This window comes from Streptomyces sp. NPDC048182, from assembly GCF_043202555.1.
Classification (GTDB): Bacteria; Actinomycetota; Actinomycetes; order Streptomycetales; family Streptomycetaceae; genus Streptomyces.
This window is the reverse complement of the sequence record NZ_JBIDAQ010000004.1, coordinates 103,170-118,248: the sequence shown is the minus strand read 5'-3', so window position 1 is coordinate 118,248 and position 15,079 is coordinate 103,170. Positions and strand designations below refer to the sequence as shown.

The window sequence follows — 15,079 nt, the reverse complement described above, 5'->3', positions numbered from 1 at the left end:
GAATGCGTCGTGCCCGTCATCTCGGTCCCCTACGCCTTCAATGAAGAGGACCTCTACGTCGACCTGCGGGCCCAACTGGGCCGTCCGCTCTACCTCAAGTGCGAGGGGTTCAACTTCGCCGGGTCCATCAAGCTGAAGGCCGCGCGGGAGATGGTCGAGACCGCCGAGCGCGAGGGCGTCCTCACCCCGGAATCGATCCTGGTGGAGTCCTCCTCGGGCAACCTCGGCGTGGCCCTCGCCATGATCGCCGCGAGCAAGGGCTACGGCTTCCTGTGCGTGACCGACGCCCGGTGCAACCTGGCGACCCGGCTCATGATGGAGGCGCTCGGCACCCGGGTCCACGTCGTCCGCGAACCCGCCCCGCAGGGCGGCCTGCTGGGCGCGCGGCTGGATTACGTCCGCCGGCTCTGCGCCCTGGACCCGCGCCACGTCTGGCTCGGCCAGTACACCAACCCGGCCAACTGGCGGGCCCACTACGGCAGTACGGCCCCGGCCATCGCCCGTGCCTTCCCCGGCCTCGACCTGCTGTTCGTGGGGGCCGGCACCACGGGCACGCTGATGGGCTGCGCCCGCTGGTTCAAGGAGTGGCACCGCCCGGTGCGGGTGGTCGCCGTGGACAGCGCGGGCTCGGTCAGCTTCGGCGGCGCGCCGGGGCGCCGGATGATCCCGGGGCTCGGGATGAGCGTGCCGCCGCCGCTGCTCGACACCTCCTTCGTGGACGACGTGGTCACGGTGGACGAGGCGGACACCGTGCGCACCTGCCGGGGTCTTGCCCGCCGCGGCTTCCTGTTCGGCGGTTCCACCGGCACGGTGGTCAGCGGCGCCGCGTCCTGGTTCGCCGACCACGACGCCGGCGACCTGACGGCGGTGGCGGTCTCACCGGACCTCGGCGAGCGCTACCTGGACACCGTCTACCAGGCCAACTGGGTGGAGGCCCTGTACGGCGCGGACGCGCTCGCCGCGGACGTCCCGGCGCCGCCGGCCCCGGGGCCCCGTCACTGAGCGCACGGCTCCTCGGCGGTGGTCGCCTCCCGCGGGTCCTGCGGGGTCGGGCTCGGGGTCGCGGAGTCGGAGGGACAGGGCGTCGTGGGCGACGGCGTGGGTTCGCCGGTGGTGGGCGAGGGCTCGGGCGACGGGGTGTCCGACGGGCTCGGCGGGGCGGGCGTGTCCGAGGCCGTCGGGGTGGGAGTCGGGGACGGGGTGGTGCTCGGCCGGCCGGTGGGCTTCGGGGAGGGGGTCGGGGTCGGCGAGGGGGACGGGCGGGTGGGCGACGGTGCGGGGGACGGCGTACCCGAGGGGTCGGGGCCGATGACGATGCCGCCGCCCTTGCCGCCGTCGTTCCCCTTGGGGCGGTCGGTGGGCTTCGTGGCCGGGGTGGTGCCGCCGGCGCCGGGGGACCTGGGAACGACGCCCTTGCCGTCGGGCACGGTGTGCACGCCCCGGCGGTAGAAGTCCAGCCAGTAGCGGACCAGGTCCAGGTAGGCGCGCGAGTTGTTGTAGCTGAGCACCGCCCGGTCCAGGTCGGCCGGCACGCCCAGGTCGCGGGTGCCGGCGCACAGGTAGTGCCCTGCGGCCAGCGCGGCGTCGAAGACGTTGTTCGGGTCGGCGCGTCCGTCGCCGTTGCCGTCGGCGCCCCAGCGGGACCAGGTCGAGGGCAGGAACTGCATCGGGCCCACCGCGCGGTCGTAGACCGGGTCGCCGTCGTGCGCACCGCCGTCGGTGTCCAGGATCAGGGCGAAGCCGTTGCCGTCGAGGGCGGGGCCCGTGATCCGGCCCAGCGTCGTGCCGTTCCGGTCGACGGCGCCGCCGCGGGCCTGCCCCGACTCGACCTTGCCGATGGCGGCGAGCAGCTGCCAGGGCAGCCGGCAGCCCGGGTCGGTGCGGCCGACGGACGTCTCGGCCGCGCGGTAGGCGCGCAGCACGGTGGCGGGGAGGCCGGACTCGGCCTGGATCCGCCGGGTCTGCCCGGGCGTGGCCGGGGCCGCGGGGACGCCGGGTGCGAGGGGGCCGAGGGCGCCGACGGGGCCCACCAGGGGCGGCAGTTCGGTGTGGTACGAGCCGTCGCCGGGCGGCGCCGCGACCGGCGGGGCGGCGGGGGCGGCCGATGACGGGGCGTGCGCCTCCTCGCCGGCCGGGCGGCCCTGTCCGCTCGGCTCGGCCGACGCGACGCCGGGAGGCCGGGACGCGGTGAGGGCGGCCACCGTGCTCACCGCGACGGCGGTGGCCAGCAGGCCCTGCCGGGTCCGGGCGCGCAGGCGGGGTACGCGGGGTGCGGGCATGGTGGTCACTCCCTGGTCGTGGGGGTTCAGCGGCCGAAGGTGTCGATGCCGGAGACGAGCCAGCGCCCGTCGCGGTGCAGGAGGTCGACGGCGAACATGGCGCCGGCGTAGGTGCCCTGGTCCTTCGCCTGGTCCTTGGCCGGCTTCTCCCCCGCCTTCGCCGGCGTCTTCGCACCGGCCGTGGCGACGCTGCTCTGGTCGGCGTAGACGAGGACCCGGGCCCGGTCGCCGTCGATGCGTTCGACCGCGCTGTCGGTGACCGTGGTGGTGATCACCGCCTTCTGCCGGTCGGCTCCGGAGCGCACGGCGTCGAAGAGCGCCTTGTGCTGCGCGACGGCCCGCCCGGTCAGCAACTCCTTCGCGGCCTTGTCGAAGGCGGCGGGGCGGGCGGCGTCGTAGGAGAAGAGCGCGCCGACCGCCTTGGCCGTCTGCCCCTTGATCTCGCTGGTGCGGGCGAGATCGGTCAGGGCGGTGTTGCGGGCGCCGGGGTCGTCGCGCAGGCCCTCGGCGCGGCCGTGCGCCCAGCCGGCGAAGCAGCCGAGGAGCAGCACGAGCAGGGCGAGGACGGCGAGGGTGAGGCGGCCTCGGCCCAGGCGGCGGGTGGTCCGCGGCTCGGTGGCGGGAGCCGGTTCGGCGGGGGCCGGTCGCGCGGCTGGGGCCTGTCGCGGGGTCCTGCGGTCCCGGGGCGGGTCGAGGGTGCTCACCGCGCCGTCGGCGGCGGGCGGGCGGGTGCGCTGGGCCGCCTCGCGGGCCTGGCGGCGGCGCAGGCTGTTGAGGTGGTGACGGGTGGTCGCCATGGTGGTGTCGTCCTCTCCCCGGCCGGGTCAGCCGGCCGCCGTGCCGCCGACGGGCGCCTGCCCGAGGGCGCTGAGCTTCCACCGGCCGCCGGTGCGGGTCAGTTCGCCGAGCATGCGGCTGTCCTTGTCGGTGCTCTCGGCGCCCGGGGCCTTCACCGTCACGCGCAGCGCGACGAGCACCCGGGCGCGGCCGGCCCGGTCGTCGAGCTCGGTGACGGCGCCGGAGAGCACCTTGGCCGTGGTGACGGTCTTCGCGGTGCGCACCTGGGAGGCGAACTCCGAGCGTCCGGAGACCAGTTGGTCGTGGAGTTCGCCGGTGGTCGAGGTCTCCCACAGGTCGAGACCCCGGTCGAGGTGCTGGTGGTCGAGCGTGTTGAGGTTCTGCACGGCCTGCTCCCCGGCGGCGAGCGCCGTGTCGCGCTGCTCGGCGTAGGCCGCCGTGTCGTCGTGGGCCGCGGCGTACCAGTCCCAGCCGGCCCAGGCCGCGACGCCGCCGGCGGCGAGGACGAGGGCGAGCGCGAGGGCGACGACCTTGGCCGGCAGGCCGGCCGGCCCGACCGCCCTCCGCCTCTTCAGCGGCTCTGGATGTCGGTGATCCGCCATTGGTCGCCCTCCCATCGCGCGGTGACCGTGAGTTGAGCGGCCACCGAGGTGGCCGGGTCCTTGCCCCGGCGGGAGATCTGGTCGAGGAAGACCAGCAACCGGGCGTCGTCGCCGTCGAGTTCGATCACACCGGTGCGCACCGCCTGCGTGCTGAGGGTGACGCGCTGCCGGGTGAGGTCGGCGCGGACCCGCGTCATCAGGTCGGCGTACTGGCGGGCCGCGCGTCCGGCCAGCACGGACCGGGCGGAGCGCTCGGTGGTGCCGAGGCCCTCGGGGGTGTACGAGAACACCCGGGCCAGGGCGCTGCCGACGTCCCCGGCGACCTTGGTGGTGGCCTCGCTGTCGGTCAGGGCGTGGTTCCGTGCGGACGGCTGCGCGTGCAGGCGGTGGGCGCCGTAGAGGAAGGCGCCGCCGGCCAGGAGGAGCAGCGCGGCGAGCGCGGCGGCGGCGATGGGGCGCCATCGGGCGGACGGGAGGCGGCGGCCGGGGTTGTCCGTCGCCTCCCCGGCGGTCTCTTCGGCCGCCTCGCCTTCGTTCAGCGCGGGCTCCGCGTCCTCGTCCGTCTCCGTCGTCAGCCGGCTCATCGGGTTCCGTCCTCCCCCGCGGCCCCCGCGAGCGGCACCGCGCTCAGCGCCTTGACCTTCCACTCGTCGTCGCCGGTGCGGTCCAGGACGGCCTCCAGGCGTTTGCGGTCCGCCCCGGGCTTGCCGGTGGAACCGGCGGTGACCTCCACGCGAACGGTGGCGATCAGCTTGGCCGTGCCGGCCCGGGTGTCCAGGGCGGTGAGGGCGGCGTCGGTGACGACGCCCTTCGCCGAGGGGCCCGTCTTCGGCTCGGTGCGGCCCAGTTCCTCGCTCAGCGGGCCGGTGGACGCGTCCCGCCAGGCCCGGACGCCGGCCCGGGCCCGCTCGGCGGACGAGGCGTCGAGGCTGGTCAGCGTGGTCAGCGCGGCCCGCCCGTCCGAGAGCGCGGCGTCACGCTCCCGGCCGTAGGAGAGGCCGTCGTCGCCCCGCGCCTGGGCGTACGTCCAGGCGCCGGTGCCGCAGAAGGCGAGCGCGAGGGCGAGTCCGGTCCCGGCGAGGACGCGGGCCCGCCTCATCGGCCCGCTCCGGCGGCCGGTGCGAGCAGCCCGGCCAGGTCGGGCGCTGTGGAGTCGCCGACGCCGGGCAGGGCGAGGGCGCCCGGCAGCGGGGCGGCGGCGGTGGCGGGCGCCGAGGAGGTGCTGGGCGCGGCGGCCGGGGTGCCGCTGCCGGAGTTGCCCGAGGGCAGGGAGCCGGGGCGGGCCGGTGCCGGGACCGGGCCGCCGCGCGGGGCGTGGGCCGAGCCGCGCACGTCGACGCCGCTGGACGCCGGGGCGGTGCAGGCGGCGCCGGTGTTCAGGGCGGGGGCGGTGCCGAGGTCGAGGCCGTTGCGGTAGCGGGTGCCGCCGTACCCGGCGGTGCAGGGCAGCGGCTTGAAGAAGGTGACGGCCAGGCCCAGTTTCATGGTTCCTCCCTGGACGGCGGTGGCGCCGGCGGACACCGCCGCCGGGTACTTCACGAGCAGCTCCTCGATGCCGCGCTGGCGGGTGACGGCGACGTCGGAGGTGGTGAGCAGGTTGGCCAGGACCACGCCGAGGCTGGGGTCGAGGTCCCGCAGCAACCCGCTGACCTGCGTGGCGGCGTCCGGGGTGACGGTGAGCAGCCGGCGCAGGTCGGCGTCGGAGCCCTTGAGGCTGCGGGCCAGCCGCTCGGCGCCGTCGGCGAAGCCGGTGATGGCGTCCGTCTCCTCGGCCTGGGTGCGCAGCACCGTCTCGCCGTCGGTGATCAGCCGGGTGGTGGAGGGCAGCGCCCGGTCGGCGGCCCGGACGAAGGCGTCGCCGCTGTCCAGCAGCTTCTGGAGGTCGTCGCCGTGTCCGTCGAAGGTCTTGCCGAACTCGTCGACGACCGTGCGCAGGTCCTCCAGGGGCACCGACTTGGTGAGGTCGTTCACGCTGGTGAGGACGTCGGTGACCGGCGCCGGCACCTGCGTGTCGCGCTCGGCGATCCGGGTGCCCTCGGCGAGGTAGGGGCCGCCGTCGCTCGCCGGCCGCAGGTCGATGTACTGCTCCCCGACCGCGGACAGCGCGGCCACCACGGCCCGGGTGTCGGCGGGGATGCGCGGGGCGGACTTCTTGATGCGCAGCTCGGCGACGACCCCCTCGGCGGTGAGGTCGATGGGCCCGACGCGGCCGACCGAGACGCCCCGGTAGGTGACGTCGGAGTGGGTGAACAGGCCGCCGGTGCGGGGGAGTTCCACGTCGACGGTGTAGTAGTCGGCGACGCCCGCGAAGCGGCCGAGGTCGGCGTAGCGGATGCCGACGAAGCCGAGCACGAGGACGGCGATGACGAGGAAGGCCAGGTTCTTCAGGCGGACGGCTAGGGTGATCACCGCGCCCCACCCCCCGTCCCGGACGCCGTCGGCACGGACGGCAGGGGCAGCGCCCGCGGCCGTACCTCCGACCGCGCCTCCGGCTGCGGCTCCTGCGCGGTGGGCGTCGGCGAGGGTGAGGGGGAGGGCTTCGGCACCAGCGGCGGGATCACCTCGGTGCCGGGGACGGCCGCCATGCTCAGGTACACGTTGAGGTAGTCGCCCTTCACGCCGCGCATCACCTCATCGGTGAACGGATAGGTCAGCAGCACCTGGAGGGAGTCGGGCAGGTCGGTGCCGGCGTCCGCCAGCGCCTTGAGGGTGGGCGCGATGGCCTTGAGGTCGGCGACCATGTCGTCCTTGCTCGCGTCGACGGTGGAGACGGCGACGCCGGAGAGGGTGTCCAGGGAGCGCAGCATGGTCAGCAGGGAGCCGCGCTGCTCGTGCAGGGTCTTCAGGCCGGGCGAGAGGCCGGTGAGGACGGTGCGCACGTCGTCCTTGCGGCCGGCCAGGGTGGCGGCGAGGCGGTTGACGCTGTCGAGGGCGTCGGTGATGTCGCCGCGGTGGTCGTCCAGGTTGCCGACCAGTTCCTCGACCCGCTTGAGCGTGGAGCGGATCTCGGGCTCGCGCCCGCCGAGCGCCTTGTTCAGCTCGGTGGTGATCGTCTTGAGCTGGTTGACGCCGCCGCCGTTGAGCAGCAGGGACAGCGCGCCGAAGACCTCTTCGACCTCGGTGTTGCGCCCGGTGCGGGCGACCGGGATGACCGCCCCGTCGGCGAGCCGGGCGGGGGCGGGCTTCGCGGGCGCGACGAGCTGGACGTACTTCTCGCCGAGCAGGCTGGACTGCTCGACGCGGGCGCCGGCGTCGGCGGGCAGCCGCACGTCGCCGTTGACCTCCATGGTGACCCGGGCGGTCCAGGCGTCGCCGTCGAGGCTGATGCGGGTGACGCGGCCCACGGCGACGTCGTTGACCTTGACCGCGGCCTGCGGCACGAGGCTGAGGACGTCGTCCAGTTCGGCGGTGACGGTGTAGGGGTGGGGGCCGAGGTCGGCGCCGCCGGGCAGCGGGATGTCCTCCAGGCCGTCGAAGCTCGGGGCGGTCGAGGAGAACGCGCCGAGCGCCAGGGCGAAGCCGAGGCCGAGGGCGAGGAGTCCACCGAGGCCGAGTCCGGCGGCCCGGCCGGTGGTGAGGGCGCCGCGGCGCAGCGGGCGGTGCGGTGCCGCGCGGGGCGCCTCGGCGGTCTCCGCCGCGTCGGTTCCGTCGGCGGCCCGCGTGTCGTCGGAGGCGGCGCCCCGGCGCCGGATGACGCGCTTCACCGCTTCCCCTCCCCCGAGGCGGCCGCTCCCCCGCTGACCGGCAGGGGCAGCAGGGGGCCGCCCATGCTGATCTCGTTGAAGTTGGTGCGGCCCTCGATCATGCCGGTGCCCGTGTCGTAGGCGCCGGTGAAGTTGTCCGCGGCGAGCGGGGCGACGTCCAGGGCCTCGGCCAGCGAGGCGCGCTGCTTCACCAGCGCCTCGGTGATCGGCACCAGCGTGTCGACGTTCTTCTTCAGCTCGCCGCGGTTGTCCTGGACGAAGGTCTTCACCCGGCCGAGGGCGGTGCCCAGTTCGTCCAGGGCGCCGGCCAGGTCGTCCTTGTTGTCGGCGAGGAAGCCGACCACCGTGTCCAGGCGCTCCTGGGCGGTGCGCACGTCGGTGTCCTTGTCCTTGAGCATGGTGGTGAAGACCTGGAGCTGGGACAGGGTGGTGAACAGGTCGTCGCTGGAGCCGTCCAGGGTCTTCGCCGCCTTGCCGAACTGCTCGATGCTGTCGCCGATGGCCTCGCCGTTGCCGTCGAGGTTGGCGGCGCCGGTCTTGAGCAGCCCGGACAGGGCGCCGGAGGCGTTGGCGCCGTCGGGGCCGAGGGCCTTGCTGAGGTCGGTGACGGAGTCGTAGAGCTGGTCGATCTCGACGGGGGTGCGGTTGCGGTCGGCGGGCAGCACGGCGCCGTTCTTCAGGGTGGGGCCGCTCTTGTAGGCGGGGGTGAGCTGGACGAAGCGGTCGGCGACGACGCTGGGCGCGACCACCACGGCACCGGCCCCTTCGGGGACCCGTACGCCCTCGTCCAGGGCGAGCCGGACGCGGACCTTCGTGCCCTCCGGCTCCACCGACTCCACCTCGCCGACCCGGACGCCGAGGATCCGCAGGTCGGAGCCGGCGTAGATGCCCACCGCGCGGTCGAAGTAGGCGGTGATCCGGGTGCCGTCGTCGCCTAGGGCGCGCGCGGCGGCGAGCCCGGCGGCGACCACGACGAGGGCGACCACCGCCGCCAGGAGTTTCGCGCGGGTGCTCATCGCTCACCGTTCCCCTGGGCCGCCGTCCGCTGCTTGGGCGGCAGGCAGCCGGTCGTGGGCTGGGACTGCGCGGGCAGGTAGTCGCGGGGCACGACCCCGCACAGGTAGCTGTCGAACCACCGGCCGTTGCCGAGGGTGTTGCCGACCAGCCGGTAGTAGGGGCCGACCAGCGCGAGGGTCTTGTCGAGCTGGTCGGTGTTGTCCTTCAGGACGGTGGTGACGCGGCCCAGCGCCTTGAGGGTGGGGCCGAGCTGCTTGTCGTTGTCGCCGACCAGCCCGGTGAGTTCGGTGGCGAGGTCGCGGCTGCCCTTCAGCAGGGCCTGGATGGCGTCGCGGCGGTCCTGGAGTTCGCCGAGCAGGGAGCCGCCGTCCTCGATGAGCGTCTCGAAGCTGGACTTCTTGTCGGCGAGGGTCTTGGTGAACCTGGCGCTGCCGCTGAGCAGTTCGGACAGCTCGTCGTCCCGCTTGGACACCGACCTCGACAGGTCGGACAGCCCGGTTGCGGCCTTTCGGACGTGCGGCGGGGAGTTCTTGAACGTCTCCGAGATGGTCTCGAAGCTCTTGGCCAGCTGCCGGCTGTCGATGGCGTCGACGGTGCCGCTGAGGTCCTGGAACGCCTGGGTGACGTCGTACGGGGAGGTGGTGCGGGACAGCGGGATGCGGGTGCCGGGGTCCTGGCGGGCGCTGCCCAGCGGGTCGAGGGCGAGGTACTTGTCGCCGAGCAGCGTCTTGATGGCGATGGCAGCCGTACTGCGGTCGCCGATCCAGGCGTCGTCTACCTCGAAGCTGACCTTGACCCGGTCGCCGTCGAGGGCGACGCCGGTGACCTCGCCGACCTTGACGCCGGCGATGCGCACCTCGTCGCCGTCGTCGAGACCGGCCGCCTCGGAGAAGTCGGCGCTGTAGCCGGTGCCGTCGCCGATCAGCGGGAGGCGGTCGGCGTTGTAGGCGAGGACGGTGAGCAGCGCGAGCAGGACCAGGCCGACCAGGGCCACGGTGACGGGGTTGCGCTCCTTCACGGGCTTCATGTGCCGCACCTCGCCTCGGTGACCGTCACGCCGGTCGGCGGCTTGGAGCCGTCGGAGGTGCGCACTCCGCTCACCCGGGCCTCGCAGAGGTAGAAGTTGAACCAGGAGCCGTAGGAGGACAGCCGGGTCAGCGCGGTCAGCTTGTCCGGGGTGCGGTCGAGGAAGTCCTCGAGCTGCGGGGTGGCGTCGCCGAGGTTGCCGGAGAGCCGGCCGAGTTCCTTGATGTCCCGCTTGAGCGGGGCGCGGCCGTCCTGGAGCAGCCCGGCGGTGGTGGTGGTCAAGTCGCCCATGGCGGCGACGGCCCGGCCGAGCGGCTTGCGGTCCTCGTTGAAGCCGGTGACGAGCTTCTGGAGGGTGTCCACCAGGGTGTCGAAGTCGGCTTCGCGGTCGTTGAGGGTGGTCAGCACGGTGTTGAGGTTGGCGACCACCTCCCCGATCACCTTGTCCTTGGCGGCGACGGTGGTGGTGAGCGACCCGATGTGCCGCATCAGGGAGTCGACGGTGCCGCCCTCGCCCTGGAGCACCTGCACGAGGGAGCCGGCGAGTTCGTTGACGTCCTTCGGGGAGAGGCCCTCGAAGAGTGGCTTGAAGCCGTTGAAGAGCAGGGTGAGGTCGAGGGCGGGCGAGGTGCGGTCCAGCGGGATGGTGTCGCCGCCGTCGAGGGTGCCGGCGAGGTCGCCGCTGCCCCGGTCGAGGGCCACGTAGCGCTGGCCGACCATGTTGAGGTACTTCACGGCGGCGGTGGTCGAGCGGGGCAGGGTGCGGTCGTCGCGGACGGTGAAGGAGACCTGCGCGGTGCGCCGGTCGACCACGCGGACGTCGGTGACCTGGCCGACCTTGACGCCGGAGATGCGGACGCTGTCGCCGTCGGTGAGGCCGGTGACGTCGGTGAACAGGGCCTTGTAGGTGACGGTGTCGTCGCCGACGCCGGTGTTGGCGACGCTCAGGCCGAGGACGGTGGTGGCGAGGGCGGTGACCAGCAGGAAGACCAGGGACTTGAGCAGGGGGCCGGTCAGCGGGCGGCGCCGGGTGTGGGGCGCGGGGTCCCTCATCGCAGGGTCACCTCCGTGCCGCGCAGGGCGGGTCCGGCCAGCAGGCTGCTCCAGTCGGGCAGGTCGGCGGGGGCCTTGCCGGTGGCGGGGGCGAGGAGCTCGTTGACGAGGTCGTTCTCCTGCGGGGAGTTGGCCGGGCCGAGATCCTGCTCCGCGGCGGCGGGCACCTCGGCGGCGGGCTTCGCGGAGACCCCGAGGTAGGGCACGGGGTAGCAGCGGGGGCCGCCGGAGGCGCCGTAGGCGGGGGTGTCCCGGCCGGGGACGTAGGCGCCGCGGGAGGGCACGGTGGTGAGGTCGACCCGCAGTCCCGGACGGTCGGTGCCCTTGCCGAGGGCCTTGTCCATGGCGGGGACGAAGTCGGCGAGAGTGCGCAGGGTGCAGGGGAAGGCGGCGGAGTACTCGGCGAGCAGCTGCAGGGTGGGCCGGGAGTCGGCGCTCAGCCGGATGATGGTGTCCTTGTTCTGCCGCAGGAAGCCGGTCAGGTCCTCCGCGGTGCGGGTGGTCGCGCCGAGCGTGCCGGCCAGGTCGTCCTCCTTCTCCGCCAGGGTGGTGCTGGTGGTGGTGAAGTCGGTCAGGGCGGTGACGATGTCGGGCGCGGCGTCGGCGTAGACGTTGCTGACCTTCACGAGTTCCTTCAGGTCCCGGTTGAGGGTGGGCAGTTGGGGGTTGAACTTCCGCAGGTGCCGGTCGAGCCGGGTGAGGGTGTCGCCGAGCTGGTCGCCGCGGCCCTCCAGGGCCTGGGAGACGGCGGACAGGGTGGCGGAGAGCTTCTGCGGCTGGACGGCGGTGAGCAGCGGCAGCACGTTGTCGAGGACCTGCTGGAGCTCGACGGCGTTGGCGGAGCGGTCCTGGGGGATGACGGCGCCGGCGGGCAGGGTGCGGCCGGTGGAGCCGGTGGCCGGCACGAGGGCGACGAAGCGCTCCCCGAACAGGGTGGTGGGGAGCATCTGGGCGCGGACGTCGGCCGGGATGGCGTCCACGGCGCCGGGCTTCAGCGCGAGGGTGAGGCGGGCGCCGGTGTCGGTGGCGTCGATGGCGCGGACCTCGCCGACGACGACGCCGCGCAGCTTGACCTCGGCGCCCAGGTGCATCTCGTTGCCGACGCTGCCGGTCTCCACGGTGACCGGGTCGGTGTCGGTGAACTGCTTGTCGTAGACGGCGACGGCCAGCCAGACCAGCAGGGCGGGGACCACCAGGAAGGCCACGCCCGCGAGCCGGCGGCGCAGCGTCGCGCCGGAAGCGCCGCTCATGTCAGCCCGCCACCTTCACGGTCGTGGTGGCTCCCCACAGGGCCAGCGACAGGAAGAAGTCGGTGACGCTGATGAGGACGATGGCGTTGCGCACCGAGCGGCCCACGGCGACGCCGACGCCGGCCGGGCCGCCGGTGGCGCGGTAGCCGTAGTAGCAGTGGGCGACGATCACCATCACGCTGAAGATGAGCACCTTCAGCACCGAGAGCAGGACGTCGGTGGGCGACAGGAACAGGTCGAAGTAGTGGTCGTAGGTGCCCCGGGACTGGCCGTTGAAGAGGACGGTGATGTAGCGGGAGGCCAGGTAGGAGGAGAGCAGCCCGATCGCGTAGAGCGGGATGATGGCGACGACGCCGGCGATGATGCGGGTGGTGACGAGGTAGGGCAGGGAGCGGATGCCCATGCCTTCGAGGGCGTCGACCTCCTCGTTGATGCGCATGGCGCCGAGCTGGGCGGTGAAGCCGGCCCCGACGGTGGCGGAGAGGGCGAGCCCGGCGACCAGGGGCGCGATCTCCCGGGTGTTGAAGTAGGCGGAGACGAAGCCGGTGAAGGCGGCGGTGCCGATCTGGTCGAGGGCGGCGTACCCCTGGAGGCCGACGACGGTGCCGGTGAACAGGGTCATCGCCACCATCACGCCGATGGTGCCGCCGATGACGCCGAGGCCGCCGGTGCCGAAGGCGACCTCGGCGAGCAGGCGCTGCACCTCTTTGAGGTAGCGGCGCAGGGTGCGCGGGATCCACAGCAGGGACCGTATGTAGAACAGGAGTTGGTCGCCGGAGCGGTCCAGCCACACGAGCGGGGAGGCCACGGGCCTCAGCCTCCCTTCGGCGGGACGATTTGGAGGTAGACGCCCGTCATCACCATGTTGACGAAGAAGAGCAGCATGAAGGTGATGACGACGGACTGGTTGACGGCGTCGCCGACGCCCTTGGGCCCGCCGCGCGGGTTCAGACCCCGGTAGGCGGCGACGATGCCGGCGATGAACCCGAAGACCAGGGCCTTGAGTTCGCTGACGTAGAGGTCGGGCAGCTGGGCCAGCGCCGAGAAGCTGGAGAGGTAGGCGCCGGGGGTGCCGTCCTGGAGGAAGACGTTGAAGCAGTAGCCGCCGAGGATGCCGACCACGGAGACCAGGCCGTTGAGCAGCACGGCCACACCCATGGTGGCGAGCACCCGGGGCACCACGAGGCGCTGCACGGGCGAGACGCCCATGACCTCCATGGCGTCCAGCTCCTCGCGGATGGTGCGCGAGCCGAGGTCGGCGCAGATCGCGGAGCCGCCGGCGCCGGCGATGAGCAGCGCCACGATGAGCGGGCTGGCCTGCTGCACGACGGCAAGGACGCTGGCGCCGCCGGTGAAGGACTGCGCGCCGAGCTGCTGGGTGAGCGAGCCGACCTGGAGGGCGATGACCGCGCCGAACGGGATGGAGACGAGGGCGGCGGGCAGGATGGTGACGCTGGCGATGAACCAGAACTGCTCGACGAACTCGCGGAACTGGAAGGGCCGTCGGAAGATCGCCCGGGCCACCTCGGCGGCCAGCGCGAACAGCCGTCCGGTCTGCCGCAGCGCCCCGGCGATCACACGCCGCTCCCGGCCCCGGGCCGCCCGGGCAGGGTCCCGCCGGCTCCGCCGGCCACCGGCAGGGGCCGGGTGGGCGCGGTGGCGTAGGTGTGCTCGATGGCCCGGCGGGCGGCGGGCGGGAGGCGGTCGAGCATGCCGAGGACGCGTTCGCGGCGCCGGGTGACCGCCTGGCGGGGCGGGAGCCCCGGGGACGGTTCGAGCTGCGGGACGATGGTGCGGGGGGCGTCCGCCGAGGCGGGGCGGGGGCCGGCGGCCTCGGCGGCGAGGGTGGCGGCGTCCTTCTCCTCCGACATGCCGATCGGGCCCTGGCGGCGGCCGGCCAGGAACTGCGCGACCACGGGTTCCTCGCTGGTGAGCAGCACCTCGCGGGGCCCGAAGGTGACCAGCTCGCGCCGGAAGAGCATGCCCATGTTGTCGGGGACGGTCGCGGCGATGTCGAGGTTGTGGGTGACGATGAGCATCGTCGCGTCGATCTGCGCGTTCAGGTCGATGAGCAGCTGGGAGAGGTAGGCGGTGCGGACCGGGTCGAGGCCGGAGTCCGGCTCGTCGCACAGGATGATCTGCGGGTCCAGGACGAGCGCCCGGGCGAGCCCGGCCCGCTTGCGCATGCCGCCGCTGATCTCGCCGGGCAGTTTGCCCTCGGCGCCCAGCAGGCCGACCACCTCGATCCGCTCCATGACGATGCGGCGGATCTCCGACTCCTTCTTGCGGGTGTGCTCGCGCAGCGGGAAGGCGATGTTGTCGAAGAGCGACATGGAGCCGAAGAGGGCGCCGTCCTGGAACATGAGCCCGAAGAGTTTCCGGGTCTCGTAGATGTCCCGCTCCGGGCTGTTCACCATGTCCACCCCGTTGATGAGGACACGGCCGCGTTCCGGTTTGAGCAGTCCGATGAGGGACTTCAGAAAGACGGTCTTGCCGGTGCCGGAAGGGCCGAGCATGACGCTGACCTCTCCGGCCGGCAGGGTGAGACTCACGTCCTGCCAGATGCTCTGCCGGCCGAAGGACTTGGTCAGACCCTCGACGACCACTTCGATTCCCATCTCACCTCCGAATACGCGGTGTGACCGCGCACCGTGGAGCGCACGTTAAGCCGCCGCGCGGTGCACTGACAACCGGTGGGCCGATCAATTCCCCGCCCCTTCCCGCTCTTTGTCACCGCGCAGACAAAGTGCGGTCCGGCACTTGTCAGCCACCCACAGGACAGGGCCACGCGCCCGCCACCGGGGCGGTGTCCGCGCGGCCCTGCCGAAGGATGACCGGTCAGAAGGAGGGCAAGGCCGGACATCGTCCGTCGCGTCTCCGCGGCAAGGGGGGCACCCACCAGGAGATCAGCGCCGTGCCCGGCACGTTACGGCCGAGTAACCTCGGCGGGCAAGAGACAGTTCGGAGATTTCCGGGAGGCCCCGCACGCCCGTCCGGGAATTGTCACCCGCACCACAAGAACGGCGCCTCGCATTGTCATCCGGTGAGTGTCCGGCCCCACGGCGGGCCGCGGAACGTGGCGCATGCACGGAGAGTGCCACATTCCGCGACATCCGGTCCGGACGCCTCCTCTTAGCACCGGATGACTAATTCGCGCCGAGAACTGCTCACTCGGCCGCCAGATGTTCGGCATTTGCCAAAGAATCATGGTCGGCGGCGTTGTTCCGCCAAGTTTCCCGCAAGTAACGTCGGTGCCCGCGGCCGAGGTTGTCCGAGCCGCGGACCGTCCGTCCACCCTCTCCAGCAGTCCCCACAGGTACGGAAACGGTCCCCCTCAGCCGGTCGATCCA

15 protein-coding genes are annotated in these 15,079 nt (G+C 73.3%); 1 reads left to right on the top strand and 14 read right to left on the bottom strand.

Going from position 1 to position 15,079, the window contains the following annotated elements; genetic code table 11:
* Positions 1-9: 9 nt before the first annotated feature.
* Entirely contained in the window at positions 10-1,002 is a 993-nt protein-coding gene (gene sbnA / locus ACGFZL_RS09400; RefSeq protein ID WP_355175757.1) for a 2,3-diaminopropionate biosynthesis protein SbnA, read from the top strand.
* Here sbnA and ACGFZL_RS09395 read toward each other — a convergent pair.
* From ACGFZL_RS09395 to ACGFZL_RS09330, 14 genes are all read right to left on the bottom strand, one after another.
* Positions 996-2,279, bottom strand: a complete 1,284-nt coding sequence (locus ACGFZL_RS09395) for a lytic transglycosylase domain-containing protein (RefSeq protein ID WP_393690296.1) — start codon at positions 2,277-2,279, stop codon at positions 996-998. The two genes, sbnA and ACGFZL_RS09395, sit on opposite strands and share 7 nt — an antisense overlap.
* A 26-nt stretch (positions 2,280-2,305) precedes the next feature.
* Positions 2,306-3,076, bottom strand: a complete 771-nt coding sequence (locus ACGFZL_RS09390) for a hypothetical protein (RefSeq protein ID WP_393690295.1) — start codon at positions 3,074-3,076, stop codon at positions 2,306-2,308.
* Between the two features lie 27 nt (positions 3,077-3,103).
* Positions 3,104-3,679: a hypothetical protein gene (locus ACGFZL_RS09385; RefSeq protein ID WP_393690294.1), complete on the bottom strand. Its 576-nt coding sequence runs from the start codon at positions 3,677-3,679 to the stop codon at positions 3,104-3,106.
* Positions 3,649-4,263: a hypothetical protein gene (locus tag ACGFZL_RS09380; RefSeq protein ID WP_393690293.1), complete on the bottom strand. Its 615-nt coding sequence runs from the start codon at positions 4,261-4,263 to the stop codon at positions 3,649-3,651. Before ACGFZL_RS09380 ends, ACGFZL_RS09385 begins: the two co-directional genes overlap by 31 nt.
* Positions 4,260-4,778 (bottom strand): hypothetical protein, encoded by a 519-nt coding sequence (locus ACGFZL_RS09375; RefSeq protein ID WP_393690292.1) that lies wholly within the window; start codon positions 4,776-4,778, stop codon positions 4,260-4,262. Before ACGFZL_RS09375 ends, ACGFZL_RS09380 begins: the two co-directional genes overlap by 4 nt.
* Positions 4,775-6,088, bottom strand: coding sequence for an MCE family protein (locus ACGFZL_RS09370; protein WP_393690291.1), 1,314 nt, complete (start codon positions 6,086-6,088; stop codon positions 4,775-4,777). Before ACGFZL_RS09370 ends, ACGFZL_RS09375 begins: the two co-directional genes overlap by 4 nt.
* Complete coding sequence (locus tag ACGFZL_RS09365; RefSeq protein ID WP_393690601.1) at positions 6,085-7,272, bottom strand: MCE family protein; 1,188 nt, start codon at positions 7,270-7,272, stop codon at positions 6,085-6,087. Before ACGFZL_RS09365 ends, ACGFZL_RS09370 begins: the two co-directional genes overlap by 4 nt.
* A 107-nt stretch (positions 7,273-7,379) precedes the next feature.
* On the bottom strand, positions 7,380-8,399 hold the full coding sequence (locus ACGFZL_RS09360; RefSeq protein ID WP_393690290.1) for an MCE family protein: 1,020 nt from the start codon (positions 8,397-8,399) through the stop codon (positions 7,380-7,382).
* Positions 8,396-9,427, bottom strand: coding sequence for an MCE family protein (locus ACGFZL_RS09355; protein WP_393690289.1), 1,032 nt, complete (start codon positions 9,425-9,427; stop codon positions 8,396-8,398). Before ACGFZL_RS09355 ends, ACGFZL_RS09360 begins: the two co-directional genes overlap by 4 nt.
* A complete protein-coding gene (locus tag ACGFZL_RS09350) occupies positions 9,424-10,479 on the bottom strand; it encodes an MCE family protein (RefSeq protein ID WP_393690288.1) in 1,056 nt (351 codons plus the stop codon). The genes ACGFZL_RS09355 and ACGFZL_RS09350 overlap by 4 nt, the downstream gene beginning before the upstream one ends.
* The gene (locus ACGFZL_RS09345) at positions 10,476-11,729 is read right to left on the bottom strand and encodes an MCE family protein (protein WP_393690287.1); all 1,254 of its coding nucleotides are present in this window, start codon (positions 11,727-11,729) and stop codon (positions 10,476-10,478) included. The genes ACGFZL_RS09350 and ACGFZL_RS09345 overlap by 4 nt, the downstream gene beginning before the upstream one ends.
* Position 11,730: 1 nt before the next feature.
* A complete protein-coding gene (locus ACGFZL_RS09340; RefSeq protein ID WP_355175768.1) occupies positions 11,731-12,537 on the bottom strand; it encodes an ABC transporter permease in 807 nt (268 codons plus the stop codon).
* A gap of 5 nt (positions 12,538-12,542) precedes the next feature.
* Positions 12,543-13,307, bottom strand: a complete 765-nt coding sequence (locus tag ACGFZL_RS09335; protein WP_393690286.1) for an MlaE family ABC transporter permease — start codon at positions 13,305-13,307, stop codon at positions 12,543-12,545.
* A complete protein-coding gene (locus ACGFZL_RS09330) occupies positions 13,304-14,347 on the bottom strand; it encodes an ATP-binding cassette domain-containing protein (RefSeq protein ID WP_355175770.1) in 1,044 nt (347 codons plus the stop codon). Before ACGFZL_RS09330 ends, ACGFZL_RS09335 begins: the two co-directional genes overlap by 4 nt.
* Positions 14,348-15,079: the final 732 nt, after the last annotated feature.

Coding starts and splice junctions, on each gene's coding strand:
- ACGFZL_RS09395 (WP_393690296.1), bottom strand. CDS start 2,279: ATGCCCGCACCCCGCGTACCCCGCCTGCGCGCCCGGACCCGGCAGGGC.
- ACGFZL_RS09390 (WP_393690295.1), bottom strand. CDS start 3,076: ATGGCGACCACCCGTCACCACCTCAACAGCCTGCGCCGCCGCCAGGCC.
- ACGFZL_RS09385 (WP_393690294.1), bottom strand. CDS start 3,679: ATGGCGGATCACCGACATCCAGAGCCGCTGAAGAGGCGGAGGGCGGTC.
- ACGFZL_RS09380 (WP_393690293.1), bottom strand. CDS start 4,263: ATGAGCCGGCTGACGACGGAGACGGACGAGGACGCGGAGCCCGCGCTG.
- ACGFZL_RS09375 (WP_393690292.1), bottom strand. CDS start 4,778: ATGAGGCGGGCCCGCGTCCTCGCCGGGACCGGACTCGCCCTCGCGCTC.
- ACGFZL_RS09360 (WP_393690290.1), bottom strand. CDS start 8,399: ATGAGCACCCGCGCGAAACTCCTGGCGGCGGTGGTCGCCCTCGTCGTG.
- ACGFZL_RS09355 (WP_393690289.1), bottom strand. CDS start 9,427: ATGAAGCCCGTGAAGGAGCGCAACCCCGTCACCGTGGCCCTGGTCGGC.
- ACGFZL_RS09350 (WP_393690288.1), bottom strand. CDS start 10,479: ATGAGGGACCCCGCGCCCCACACCCGGCGCCGCCCGCTGACCGGCCCC.
- ACGFZL_RS09345 (WP_393690287.1), bottom strand. CDS start 11,729: ATGAGCGGCGCTTCCGGCGCGACGCTGCGCCGCCGGCTCGCGGGCGTG.
- ACGFZL_RS09330 (WP_355175770.1), bottom strand. CDS start 14,347: ATGGGAATCGAAGTGGTCGTCGAGGGTCTGACCAAGTCCTTCGGCCGG.